This is a genomic window from Clostridium budayi, from assembly GCF_055396605.1.
Genome location: NZ_AP042456.1, coordinates 1,215,471 through 1,227,952, shown reverse-complemented (window position 1 = coordinate 1,227,952; position 12,482 = coordinate 1,215,471). Strand labels below are relative to the sequence as shown.

Here is a 12,482-nt window from a genome sequence, read left to right as displayed (position 1 = left end):
TTTATTAATTTTATCTTGTAATATCTAATTTACCTAAAATCTCTTCTTCTCTTTTTCTCATTACCTTTTTATCTTCATCTTCCATGTGGTCATATCCTAATAAATGTAGAACTGAATGAACAACTAAGTAGCAAGCCTCTCTAGTGAATGAATGATTATATTCTTCACTTTGTTCTAAAGCTCTTTCTAGTGAAAGAACTATATCTCCTAAAACTAATTCTTCCCCATCCATAAATGTTTCATTAAATTCTTTATCTTTATACATCTCCTTAAATACTTTTTTATCTTCATAGTCTAACATAGGAAATGATAATACATCAGTTGCTCTATCAATTCCTCTAGTATCATTATTTATTTCTCTTATTTCTTCATTATCAACAAATAACATTGATATTTCAGCTTTAACTGTAACTTCTTCTTCCTTTAATGCAAAATTTATAACCTCTTCAAGTTTATTTTGAAATTCTTCATCTATTTTTATTTTTTCTTGTCTATTATCTACGTAAATCATTTTTACTCTCCTTCTTTAATATGTATTTAAATAAATCAGGGGAAGCTTTATAAACTTCCCCATGTTATTAACTATTCTTGACTTTTTTCTCAGTAGGATATTCAATCCTTTGATGATAAATACCATTTAATGTTTTTAGGAAGCATTTTCTTATCTTCTCTAAATCTTTTAAAGTTAAATCACAGTTATCAAGCTGTCCTGAATAAAGCTTATCTTTTATAATGTTATTTACCATCTCTTCAATCTTACCTTTAGTTGGTTCAGATATAGACCTTACAGCAGCCTCTACACTATCTGCAAGCATTATTATACCAGCTTCTTTACTACTTGGAATAGGTCCTGGATACTTAAAGTCTTCTTCTTTTACATCCTCTGGATTTTCCGCATTATTTTTCATTGTATAATAAAAATATTTAACTAATGTAGTACCATGATGCTGTTCTATTATATCCTTAATTACATCTGGCAAGTTATATTCCTTAGCAAGTTCTACCCCATCTTTTACGTGAGATATTATTATTAACGTACTAAGATTTGCATTTATTTTATTATGAGGATTTTCTTTGCCTATTTGATTTTCTCCAAAGAAATATGGTCTCTTTGTTTTACCAACATCATGAAAGTATGCCCCTACCCTTGCAATTACAGGGTTTGCATTAATTTCTTCTGCTGCCATCTCGGCTAAATTAGCAACAAGCATACTATGATGATATGTGCCTGGCGCTTCCATTAAAAGTTTTCTAAGTAATGGATTATTAGGATTTGATAATTCTAATAATTTTAAAGTTGTTACTACATCAAAACTTGATTCTAAAAATGGAAGTAATCCAATAGTAAGTACAGCAGAAAATGCTACACCTACAGCTGCTAATAAACTAAACACTATTATTTCACTAAAGTTATTAGAAATTAATACTCCTGTTGTAAATGAAAGTATTAAACTCATAACCATAAGTGAAATTGATGAGTAGAATATATCATTTCTTTGTTGCATTTTCCTAAGACCAGTTGCCCCTAGTATTGCATTTAGTATGCCAAGTAATATTATTTGGGGATTAAAGTTTACAAGAGCACCTATTATAATCACATTTATACTACAAACAACCATGGATATTTTATAATCTATTAGTAGTGCAATAAGCATAGGCGCACAAGCAAGTGGAATTACTGAAGGATATATACCTCCAATTATTCTTGCAAGTAAAAAACTAAATATGTTTATAATATTTATAAGTATTATAAGTTTTGTGTTTTTAAATACTTTTTTATGATTCTTTGCAATGTATATATACTGAGTTAAAAATACAACAACAACAAATACTGCAAGGACAATATATATTATTAAAAAACTAGTACCTCCACTTTGATCTAAAAGCCCTAGATCCTTGAGAACATCTATTTGTTCTGCTGTTATAGGTTCACCTTCACTAACTATAGTTTGGTTCTTTTTAACTATTACTTTTGGTACACTTTTTTGTACCTCTTTTATAAGTTCGTCTGTTTTTTCTTTATCATAAAAGAAATTTGGCTTTATTTCTGGTATTACAATCTTTTTCAAAACATTTCTAACACTATTTGAAACATCCATTTCATTTATTCTTTTTTGTGCTAAACTTATCGCAGAACTTATACTTTCTTCATTGCCATACTCTATATTTTTTTGGTATACCTCATTTATTATTCCATTTAGTTCAAATTTAATATCATTTAGCTTTTCTTGAGATAATTTTAAAAGTATTAAATAATCTTCATTATCTAAACTCTTATTGTTTAACTTTTCTAATTCCTTTAACTTTTCTTTTTCATCATCTAAGGTAGCATTTAAATTGATAACCTTTTTAAGTATATTATCCACATTATTTAATGCTTCATTTTGCACTTCTCCCTTTAATGTATAGGGCTTATCAATTTTTTCCGTAGCTTCCTTGATTCTCTCTTGAGTTGCAAGCTCATTTACAGTATCTCTTGGAGCTTTTATATCAACCCTTGCTATATCGCCTTCCTTTAAATCATATTGCTTTGGTGCAACAGCTGTTACAAGCAATAAATAAGTTATTATTATTGTTATTATATTTACTAAATATCTTATATATTTTTCTTTAGGGCTAAATTTAATTTTTTCTCTTTTTAATATCAAGTTTACCACCTTCTTATCAACTAACATATAGCTTTATTGTTTATGATGATATATCTTCTTCCACTGCAAATTGTGCAATAATTTTTATCTTTCCATCACCAATATCTTGAACATCATATTCTCTTCCTACAATTTTAGCTTCATTAGTTAAATCCTTTATAAGGAATTCTTCAAGTTTTTTAAGTGATTCTTTTACTACTTCATCTTTATTTAAATTTATATCTTTTTCCTCAATTTCATAATAAGTATTCGATTGTAAAATTCCATCTTTATTCTCTATTTTATCATAGTTGCTAAATGAATTTGTAGCTTTTTTTAAGTAAATTTTCTTTCCAAATAAATTTAGATACATATCAGATGCTTTTTCGCCCGTTCTCTCCATGGTTTTACCTGAAATCTTAACCTCTAAACTTCTTTCATAAAACACATTAGCAATAATACTTCCACTTGGATTTACTTCAAAGCTTTGTTCTCCTGTTCCCTCATATGGATATATTAATGTATCACCTTTTTTAACTATTTGTCCAGGTATTACAGCAGGAGTTCCAAACTCAGTGAAAATTCTCTTTACCTCTCCATCTTTTAAGGCTACAATTTCTCCTGATTTATGACTTAAAAGTTCTGGTGGATTTACCTTTTCTTCCACTATAACCTTTAAACTAGACCCTTCCATCCTAGCTCTTACCCATAATATCTCTTTGCTACTATCTTCTAGCTTTTTTTCAAGTTCATATACATTAATTTGTGATTTTTTAAGACCTTGTCTTATACCAAATTCATTTAAGCATTTTCTTATATCATATGGCGAAACATTTTTTTCTGTCTGTATATCTATCGCCCAAATTCTAGTTGACAATGAAAATACTATAAATAAAAAAATAATTCCACCAATTAAAAATGACATTCTCTTTTTTGCTCTTGATATTTTCACTATATGTCCACGTCTCTTTATTATTTTAACCTTTCCTTTAGCTCTCTTTATTATCTTTTTTGCCTCTTCATAATCTTCTCCATATATATCAACGTTTATTGTAACTGCATTTACTTTTCTTATGTTATCTAAGCTTATATTATTTTTCCATAAACTATTTAATATTTGTTCTGTATTCATTCCACTTATCTCTAAAGTTATTATAGACAATTTCCTATAATCAAAGTTCATAGCTTATTATCCTCATAATTAATTGATTTAAACTTTCCAGAAATAACAATTGTTTCAGCTGCAATATATAAAATTTCAAAATTCTTCCCAGTTATTTCAACAACACCACATTTTGTTTTTATCTTTATAAATTCATTCTCAAAGCTTTCAATTCCCTTATGATTTTCTATAAGTATTTCTTCATCTCCTATTACAGTTATTTTAGGTAAATTAAGCATCACATCTTTCGGCAAATCTAATTTTTCTACAAGTTCATTTCGCATATTAAATAAACTTTCTTTCACTTCTAATACCCCTCCAATATTATTTCTATCATTGTAATTTATGATTTTTATCTCCTTTTCATTCCATTTAATAAAATTTACATAAAAAAACTATATATTTATATTAAAGCTAAGTATTTTTAAAATTACTTTATTAAATAAAAAAAGATAGGCTAAAATTTGCCTATCTTCTTTAATATAACAAAAAGGCCCAAGTTATGAGCCTTTCTTGTTATTTATTATTTAATTATTATTTAAATAATTTTTTACTAATTGACTTACAAGTTTGCCATCTGCTTTACCTACTGTTTTAGGTCTAACTAATGCCATAACTTTTCCCATGTCTTTTATGCTACTTGCACCCACTGTTATAGCTGATTCCTTAACGATTTCTAAAATTTCTTCTTCGCTTAATTGCTGAGGAAGGTAATCTAGCAAGATAGCTATTTCAGCATTTGCTTCATCTACTAAATCTTGTCTGTTACCTTTTTCAAACTCAAGCACAGCTTCTCTTCTTTGCTTGACTTCTTTAGCTAATATTTCAATTACTCTTGCATCATCAACATTTTCACCATTCTTTTCGCAAAGTAAAATTGCAGATTTAGCTGTACTTAATACATTAGCTTTAAATTTGTCTTTTGCCTTTAAAGCAGTTTTCCAATCTTCTTGAAGTCTCTCTTTAATTGTTGGCATCTTCATATACCTTCTTTCAAAATACTACTTGAACTTTCTCTTTCTTGCAGCTTCTGATTTCTTTTTCTTCTTTACGCTTGGCTTTTCGTAGTGTTCTCTCTTTCTAACTTCTGAAAGAACTCCAGCTCTAGCGCATTTTCTTTTAAATCTTCTTAACGCACTTTCAAGTGTTTCGTTTTCTCCAACTTTTATTTCTGACATCTATTATCCCTCCCTCCGCTAGCTTAAATTATCAATTCAATCAGCTACGGGCTTAATAACACAAGCTATATTATACAATATTGACATTGATTGTGTCAACAATTTCATTAAACAAATTTAACCTGGTGGCCATTTTAATTCCCTTCCACCTAATATATGGAAGTGTAAATGATCTACTGTTTGCCCACCTAAAACTCCACAGTTATTTACAATTCTATATCCGTCTTTTGCAATACCCATTTCATTAGCTATTTTATTTATGACTTCAAATATATGTGCAATAACTTTTGAGTTTTCTTCTGTAATATAATTAGCACTCTTTATATGTTCCTTAGGTATAACTAGGAAATGTACAGGTGCTTCTTTATTTATATCATGGAAAGCATACACCATGTCATCTTCATATATTTTTTTTGATGGAATTTCTCCACTTATTATTTTACAAAAAATACAATCTGACATAAGTTCACCTCCTTTTATATATACTACTATATTATTTTACCACGTTTGCGCATGCATAGTCACCATTTGATGATAAAATTTTAACTTTTATTATTTTTGATATATCATCTTTAGTTGCACCTTCTACATGAACTTTAACGTAATTTTTTGTATAACCTTCAAATACGCCTTCTTTTCCTTTAACTTCTTGTTCTATTAAAACTCCTACTGTTTTACCTACTAGGCCTTTTGTAAAGTTACCTTCGTTAATATTATTTAACTCAATAAGTTTTTTACTTCTTTCTTCTTTCTTATTTCCATCTACTTGATTTTCCATAAGAGCCGCCTTTGTTCCAGTTCTTGGACTAAACTTAAATATATGAGTTTTTGTTAATTTATTTCTCTTTAAGAATTCATAAGTTTCATTGAACTCTTCATCTGTTTCTCCTGGGAAACCTACAATAACATCTGTTGTTATTGAAACATCTTCTAAGTTATCTCTTAATACATTAACAATATTTTCGTATTCTTCAGCAGTATATCTTCTATTCATTCTCTTTAAAGTAGCATTACATCCACTTTGAAGTGAAAGGTGGAATTGTGGACAAAGCTTTTTCATTTTCTTTATCTTTTCTACTACTTCATCAGTAAAGAATGATGGTTCTATTGAACCAATTCTAACTCTTTCTATTCCATCTATATTTTCTATTTCTTCTAAGACTTTAACTAAGTCTATATCACCTTCTAAATCTACTCCATATGACGCTGTATGTATACCTGATAATATAACTTCTTTAAATCCATGTGCTGCAAGTTCTTTAACTTCTGCTATAACATTTTCAAAGCTTTTTGAACATACTGCTCCTCTTGTGTATGGAATTAAACAGTAAGCACAGAATCTATTACATCCATCTTGTATCTTTAAAAATGCTCTTGTTTTATCTCTATATTCTTCTATTTTAAGTTGTTCAAATTGTTTATTCTTTAAAACAGCTCCAACTTGAATTTGTGGCTTCTTCTCATCCATAGCTTTATTTACATAATAAACTATGTCTCCCTTATTTCTAGTACCTAAAACAACGTCTACTCCTTCTATAGTAGCAACTTCCTTAGGTGCTATTTGAGAGTAGCATCCAACAACTGCAATTATAGCATCTTCATTTAATCTTCTAGCTCTACTTATATATTGTCTTGATTTCTTATCTCCCATATTAGTAACAGAGCATGTATTTATAACATAAACATCACATTTATCTGTAAATTCAGCTACTTCATATCCTTCTCTTATGAATTTTTCTGTCATAGCTTCTGATTCATACATATTAACTCTGCAACCTAATGTAGCAAATGCAACTTTCATTAAATAATTCCTCCTAGATCTCCTAATTCATATTGAAGTAGTGAAGTTGCAACAAATCCTGCTGTTTCAGTTCTAAGAATTCTTTTTCCTAGAGTAATTATATATGCTCCTTCTCCCTTCAATTTTGAAATCTCATCTTCCTCAAATCCGCCCTCAGGGCCAACTACTATACCAATTCTCTTTATATTTTCTCTATCTATATCTTTCATAAGAGATTTTATTCCATAATCTTCTTTATTTTCATAAGGTACAATTATCAAATCAAAATCTCTCATATTTTTTATTAATTCTTCTAAAGTTATAGGGTTTAAAACCTCTGGTATAATACTTCTTTTACTTTGCTTACAAGCCTCAAGTGCTATTCTATTTAGTCTATCTAACTTTTTAAAATCACCTTTAAGCTTAACATCTACTCTTTCAGTAATAAGAGGGATAAATTTACTTATTCCAAGTTCTGTACCTTTTTGAACTATTAAATCCATTTTTTGTGCTTTTGGCATACCTTGAAATAGTACTATTTCTATATCACTTTCATTATTTAATTCTAATTTTTCAATTATATCTAAATTAACTTCTGTTTTAGATACATCTTTAATTCTAGCTAAATATTCATTTCCATTACAGTCATTTAAAACTACTTTTTCTCCTTCTTGTAGTCTTAACACCTTATATATGTGTTTAACATCTTCCCCAACTATTTTCCCATAAAGATCTTCAACTATATATTCTGATGGGGTAAAAAATTTATGCATTTAATCCTCACCTAACCTTTATTTAGCTTTTGCTATTATGCAGTTCCATTCTCCATCTTTATTAACTTTAATAACTTCAAAACCGCTTTCTTCTAATTTATCTGTTACCATCTTAACTCTTTCATGGATTATTCCAGATGTTATAAACATTCCGCCTTGTTTTAATACTCTCTTTACATCATCTATAAGAATACATATTATTTCAGCGATAATATTTGCAACAACTATATCAGCCTTTCCTTCTATAACCTCAACTAAATTTCCATATAAAACTTCTATATTATCTAAATTATTGTATGAAACATTTTCTTTTGCTGATTCTACTGCAACTGGGTCTAAATCAACTCCTACAGCTTTTTTTGCACCAAGCTTTGCAGCTGCTATTGCAAGTATACCAGAACCTGTTCCTACATCAAATACAGTACTATCTTTTTCAACATACTTTTCTAAAGCTTGAATACACATTCTAGTTGTTTCGTGATCTCCTGTACCAAATGCCATTCCTGGATCTAATTCAACAACTAATTCATCATCTTTCTTTTCATAGTTTTCCCATATAGGCTTAACTACTATCTTTTCACCAACCTTTGAAGGTTTATAATACTTTTTCCAGTTATTTGCCCAATCTTCTTCGTGAGTTTTTTCAACTAAAACTTCCCCACGTCCAACGTCAAATCCCATGTCTTTTATTTCTTTAACTTTTTCTTTTACATATGTAACTACTTCTTCTATATTATCTTCATCAGAGAAATATCCTTTAACTACTGCATATTCTCCTTTATGTTCTAAAACATTTATATCTGCAAAATCCCAAGTTAATGGTCCTTGTTCTCTTCCTAATATATCATTTGGGTCTTCTATTGACACCCCTTTACAGTCTAATGTATAAAATATTCCTGAAATAGGCTCAACAGCCTCACTTGTTGTAAGTACTTTAACTTCTATCCATGTTCCTTCCATGAAAATTCATTCCTTTCTCTTTCATTAGTGAACTTAATAAATAATTTTAACCTTTTTCTCTAACTAATGTCAAGTTAGTAGATTTAAATACCACTTATATTTTAAACCAATATTTCCCAGAAAATACTCTTAGTTCATTTTAATTATATTAAAAGAACTGCTAGAGAAACCTAGCAGTTCTTTTTATTTAAATAAATCTTTAAATCCTTTTTTATGATGTCCCTCTTTAGCGCCTTCAACCTTTTCGCCTGAAGCCTCCATAAACATCATTAAAGCTTCTTTTTGCTTATCATTAAGTTTCTTTGGAATATCAACTATAACTTTTACGTATTGATCTCCTCTTCCACTTCCATTAACTCTTGGAACACCTTTTCCTTTTAATCTGAATAATGTTCCTGATTGAGTTCCAGCTGGCACTGTATATTTAACATTTCCATCTACAGTTTCAACAGTTATTTCTGTTCCAAGTGCTGCTTTTGCCATTGATATATGTGTATCTACATATATATCAACCCCTCTTCTTGTAAACTGCTTAGAAGGTACAACTACTATCTTTATATAAAGATCTCCTGCTGGACCACCATTAGTTCCATGTTCGCCTTGTCCTCTAAGAGGTATTACATTTCCAGTATCAACACCTGCTGGTATATTAACTTTTATTTTTCTTGTCTTTCTAACTTGACCTTTTCCTTTACATGTTGAACATGGTTCTTCTATTATTTTACCTGTACCATGACATTTATCACATGTAGTTGTACTTACAAAACTTCCAAGTGGAGTTTGTCTTTGTACTCTAACTTGACCTGATCCATGACATACTGGACAAGTTTGTGGTGTAGTACCAGGCTTAGCACCTGATCCATTACAAGTTTCACAATTTTCATTTCTTGTAATTGATATTTCTTTTTCTACACCTTTTATAGCCTCTTCAAAAGTTAATCTAATAGTATATTCTATATCAGCGCCTCTTCTTGGTCCATTTCTTCTAGCAGAACTTGAACCGCCTCCGCCTCCAAAGAAAGTATCAAATATGTCTCCGAATCCTCCCATATCTGAGAAATCGAAGCCACCAAATCCACCAGCTCCTGCTCCAAATCCGCTTCCATCAAAATCAGCTGTTCCGAATTGATCATACTTAGCTTTTTTATCTGGATCTGAAAGTACTTGATAAGCTTCATTTATTTCTTTAAACTTTTTTTCTGCTTCAGCATTTCCTTGATTTTTATCAGGATGGTATTTTATAGCTAGCTTTCTAAAGGCTTTCTTAATTTCAGCGTCACTTGCGCCCTTTTCTAATCCGAGAATTTCATAATAATCTCTACTTGCCATCTATTTTCACCACCAATTTTAGACTTTATAAGAGGGAAGACTAATATTATCTCCGCCTTCCCTCTACTTATTATATAAGAAACTATATATTTTTTATAGTCTTATTTATTATTTATCATCTTCTACTTTGAAATCAGCATCTACAACATTATCATCGTGTGGTGCTTCGTTAGTTCCTTGTGCTCCACCCATGTTGTTTGGATCAAAACCTTCTGCTCCTGGTTGTGCTCCTGCTTCTTGGTAGATCTTTGATGATATTGCATAGAATTCTTGAGTTAATTCATCAATTGCTTTCTTGATTCCTTCTATATCATCTGAATCTTTTATTTTCTTAACTTCTTCTAATTTAGCTGTAACTTTTGCTTTATCATCAGCTGAAACTTTATCTCCAAGTTCTTCTAAAGTCTTTTCAGTTTGATATACAACTTGATCAGCATTGTTCTTAACTTCTATTGATTCTTTTCTCTTCTTATCTTCTTCAGCGAACTTTTCAGCTTCTTTAACAGCCTTATCTACTTCATCTTCACTTAAGTTAGTTGAAGCTGTTATTGTGATGTTTGCTTCTTTACCAGTTCCCTTATCCATTGCTGATACTTTAACGATACCGTTAGCATCTATATCAAATGTAACTTCGATTTGAGGGATTCCTCTTGGAGCTGGAGCAATTCCTGATAATGTGAATCTTCCTAATGTCTTGTTATCTGCAGCCATTTGTCTTTCACCTTGAACTACGTGAATTTCAACTGATGTTTGACCATCTGCAGCAGTTGAGAAGATTTGGCTCTTCTTAGCTGGGATTGTTGTATTTCTTTCTATAAGTGGAGTTGCTACTCCTCCTAAAGTTTCAATTCCTAATGTTAATGGTGTAACGTCTAGTAATAATACGTCTTTAACTTCTCCTGTTAATACACCTGCTTGAATAGCTGCACCAATTGCAACACATTCATCTGGGTTTATTCCCTTTGAAGGTTCTTTTCCTGTGAAGTTTTTAACTGCTTCTTGAACAGCTGGTATTCTTGTTGATCCACCAACTAATAATATCTTATCTATGTCACCTACTGAAATTCCAGCATCAGCTATAGCTTTTTTCATTGGTTCAATTGATCTTTGAACTAAGTCGTGAGTTAATTCGTTGAATTTAGCTCTAGTTAAGTTCATATCGATATGTTTTGGACCAGTTGCATCAGCTGTAATGAATGGTAAGTTGATGTTTGTTTGAGTTGATGATGATAATTCAATCTTAGCTTTTTCAGCAGCTTCTTTTAATCTTTGAAGTGCCATTTTATCTTGTCTTAAATCAATTCCGTTTTCTGCTTTGAATGTATCTGCGATGTAATCCATGATTTTGTTATCAAAATCATCTCCACCAAGTTTTGTATCTCCGTTTGTTGATAATACTTCAAATACTCCATCTCCAAGTTCTAAGATAGATACATCGAAAGTACCACCACCTAGGTCATATACTAATACTTTTTCTTCGTGATCTGCTTTTTCTAATCCGTATGCAAGTGATGCAGCAGTTGGTTCGTTTATTATTCTTAAAACTTCAAGTCCTGCAATCTTACCAGCATCTTTTGTTGCTTGTCTTTCAGCATCATTGAAGTATGCTGGAACTGTTATAACTGCTTGAGTTACTTTTTCTCCTAAATAGCTTTCTGCATCAGCCTTTAATTTTTGAAGTATCATTGCTGATATTTCTTGTGGAGTATATCCTTTTCCATCAATATCTACTTTATAATCAGTACCCATATGTCTCTTTATTGAGATTATTGTTTTATCTGGGTTTGTAATCGCTTGTCTTTTAGCTACTTGACCTACTAATCTTTCACCATTTGCTTGGAATGAAACAACTGAAGGAGTTGTTCTTGAACCTTCTGAGTTAGTTATAACAACTGGTTCTCCACCTTCCATAACTGCTACACATGAATTTGTAGTTCCTAAATCAATACCTATTATTTTTGACATAATCTATTCCTCCTTAACACAAATTAGTGTTTGTTATAATCAATTTAATTTATTCAATTTAAATAATTTAGTTTGCAACTTTAACAACTGAATGTCTTATTACTTTATCGCCTCTTTTGTATCCTTTCATGAATACTTCAGCGACTGAGTTTTCATCTAAATTTTCATCTTGAATATGCATTACTGCTTGATGGAAATTTGGATCAAAGCCATCTTTTGTTTCTATTTCTTCAACACCTAACTTTTCTAAAGCCGTTCTAAAGCCCTTAAGAGTCATTTCAACTCCTTTTTTCATATCTTCTATGTTACCATTTGCTTCTAAAGCTCTTTCTAAGTTATCTAGGTTTGGTACTATTTCTTTTAAAACATCTATACAAGCATCTGTATAAATTCCTTCTTTTTCTTTTGTAGTTCTTTTTCTGTAGTTTTCATATTCTGCAGAAACTCTTAAAAGTCTATCTTTTAAAGTCTCAAGTTCGTTAGTTAATTTTTTGTTTTCATCTTTATATTTTTTAAACATTTTTAACTCATCCTCTTCTTTTTTCTTCTCTTCTGAAACTTGAGCCTCTTCTTTTAAGTCTTCTGTATTTTCTTCTATATCAACATTTTCATTTGAGTTAGCATCTTCATTTTCTATGCTACTTTCTTGATTCTCTAAACTCTCTAGATTTTCATTATCTTTCATCATCTCTTTTTAGCACCTCATCT

Annotated in this window: 13 protein-coding genes; all 13 read right to left on the bottom strand. The window is 30.2% G+C overall.

The features are described 5' to 3' along the window. Nucleotides 1-10: 10 nt before the first annotated feature. Nucleotides 11-511 (bottom strand): rRNA maturation RNase YbeY, encoded by a 501-nt coding sequence (gene ybeY, locus ACZ5TJ_RS05720; protein WP_045726113.1) that lies wholly within the window; start codon nucleotides 509-511, stop codon nucleotides 11-13. Nucleotides 512-578: 67 nt separating this feature from the next. Continuing rightward, on the bottom strand, nucleotides 579-2,645 hold the full coding sequence (locus tag ACZ5TJ_RS05715) for an HD family phosphohydrolase (protein WP_464202283.1): 2,067 nt from the start codon (nucleotides 2,643-2,645) through the stop codon (nucleotides 579-581). A gap of 43 nt (nucleotides 2,646-2,688) precedes the next feature. Next, the gene (gene yqfD / locus ACZ5TJ_RS05710; RefSeq protein WP_464201909.1) at nucleotides 2,689-3,810 is read right to left on the bottom strand and encodes a sporulation protein YqfD; all 1,122 of its coding nucleotides are present in this window, start codon (nucleotides 3,808-3,810) and stop codon (nucleotides 2,689-2,691) included. Further along, the gene (gene yqfC, locus ACZ5TJ_RS05705) at nucleotides 3,807-4,094 is read right to left on the bottom strand and encodes a sporulation protein YqfC (protein ID WP_464201908.1); all 288 of its coding nucleotides are present in this window, start codon (nucleotides 4,092-4,094) and stop codon (nucleotides 3,807-3,809) included. Before yqfC ends, yqfD begins: the two co-directional genes overlap by 4 nt. Before the next feature lie 222 nt (nucleotides 4,095-4,316). Next, nucleotides 4,317-4,766, bottom strand: coding sequence for a GatB/YqeY domain-containing protein (locus ACZ5TJ_RS05700; RefSeq protein ID WP_039310550.1), 450 nt, complete (start codon nucleotides 4,764-4,766; stop codon nucleotides 4,317-4,319). 24 nt (nucleotides 4,767-4,790) lie between these two features. Then, a complete protein-coding gene (gene rpsU / locus ACZ5TJ_RS05695; protein ID WP_008429643.1) occupies nucleotides 4,791-4,967 on the bottom strand; it encodes a 30S ribosomal protein S21 in 177 nt (58 codons plus the stop codon). 117 nt (nucleotides 4,968-5,084) lie between these two features. Beyond that, entirely contained in the window at nucleotides 5,085-5,429 is a 345-nt protein-coding gene (locus ACZ5TJ_RS05690) for a histidine triad nucleotide-binding protein (RefSeq protein WP_045726109.1), read from the bottom strand. 31 nt (nucleotides 5,430-5,460) lie between these two features. Further along, the gene (gene mtaB, locus ACZ5TJ_RS05685) at nucleotides 5,461-6,768 is read right to left on the bottom strand and encodes a tRNA (N(6)-L-threonylcarbamoyladenosine(37)-C(2))-methylthiotransferase MtaB (protein WP_464201895.1); all 1,308 of its coding nucleotides are present in this window, start codon (nucleotides 6,766-6,768) and stop codon (nucleotides 5,461-5,463) included. Further along, the gene (locus tag ACZ5TJ_RS05680) at nucleotides 6,768-7,520 is read right to left on the bottom strand and encodes a 16S rRNA (uracil(1498)-N(3))-methyltransferase (RefSeq protein ID WP_464201893.1); all 753 of its coding nucleotides are present in this window, start codon (nucleotides 7,518-7,520) and stop codon (nucleotides 6,768-6,770) included. Before ACZ5TJ_RS05680 ends, mtaB begins: the two co-directional genes overlap by 1 nt. 18 nt (nucleotides 7,521-7,538) lie before the next feature. Then, nucleotides 7,539-8,480, bottom strand: a complete 942-nt coding sequence (prmA, locus tag ACZ5TJ_RS05675; RefSeq protein WP_464201891.1) for a 50S ribosomal protein L11 methyltransferase — start codon at nucleotides 8,478-8,480, stop codon at nucleotides 7,539-7,541. Between the two features lie 183 nt (nucleotides 8,481-8,663). Next, entirely contained in the window at nucleotides 8,664-9,809 is a 1,146-nt protein-coding gene (dnaJ, locus tag ACZ5TJ_RS05670) for a molecular chaperone DnaJ (protein WP_464201889.1), read from the bottom strand. A 108-nt stretch (nucleotides 9,810-9,917) separates the two neighbouring features. Further along, on the bottom strand, nucleotides 9,918-11,774 hold the full coding sequence (dnaK, locus tag ACZ5TJ_RS05665) for a molecular chaperone DnaK (RefSeq protein ID WP_464201888.1): 1,857 nt from the start codon (nucleotides 11,772-11,774) through the stop codon (nucleotides 9,918-9,920). Between the two features lie 67 nt (nucleotides 11,775-11,841). Beyond that, a complete protein-coding gene (grpE, locus tag ACZ5TJ_RS05660) occupies nucleotides 11,842-12,459 on the bottom strand; it encodes a nucleotide exchange factor GrpE (RefSeq protein WP_464202282.1) in 618 nt (205 codons plus the stop codon). Nucleotides 12,460-12,482 lie beyond the last annotated feature (23 nt).

What these genes read in the sequence shown, in the direction of transcription:
- ACZ5TJ_RS05700 (WP_039310550.1), bottom strand. Translation starts at nt 4,766, where the DNA reads ATGCCAACAATTAAAGAGAGACTTCAAGAAGATTGGAAAACTGCTTTA.
- dnaK (WP_464201888.1), bottom strand. Translation starts at nt 11,774, where the DNA reads ATGTCAAAAATAATAGGTATTGATTTAGGAACTACAAATTCATGTGTA.
- rpsU (WP_008429643.1), bottom strand. Translation starts at nt 4,967, where the DNA reads ATGTCAGAAATAAAAGTTGGAGAAAACGAAACACTTGAAAGTGCGTTA.
- grpE (WP_464202282.1), bottom strand. Translation starts at nt 12,459, where the DNA reads ATGAAAGATAATGAAAATCTAGAGAGTTTAGAGAATCAAGAAAGTAGC.
- yqfD (WP_464201909.1), bottom strand. Translation starts at nt 3,810, where the DNA reads ATGAACTTTGATTATAGGAAATTGTCTATAATAACTTTAGAGATAAGT.
- ACZ5TJ_RS05680 (WP_464201893.1), bottom strand. Translation starts at nt 7,520, where the DNA reads ATGCATAAATTTTTTACCCCATCAGAATATATAGTTGAAGATCTTTAT.
- prmA (WP_464201891.1), bottom strand. Translation starts at nt 8,480, where the DNA reads ATGGAAGGAACATGGATAGAAGTTAAAGTACTTACAACAAGTGAGGCT.
- ACZ5TJ_RS05690 (WP_045726109.1), bottom strand. Translation starts at nt 5,429, where the DNA reads ATGTCAGATTGTATTTTTTGTAAAATAATAAGTGGAGAAATTCCATCA.
- mtaB (WP_464201895.1), bottom strand. Translation starts at nt 6,768, where the DNA reads ATGAAAGTTGCATTTGCTACATTAGGTTGCAGAGTTAATATGTATGAA.
- dnaJ (WP_464201889.1), bottom strand. Translation starts at nt 9,809, where the DNA reads ATGGCAAGTAGAGATTATTATGAAATTCTCGGATTAGAAAAGGGCGCA.
- ybeY (WP_045726113.1), bottom strand. Translation starts at nt 511, where the DNA reads ATGATTTACGTAGATAATAGACAAGAAAAAATAAAAATAGATGAAGAA.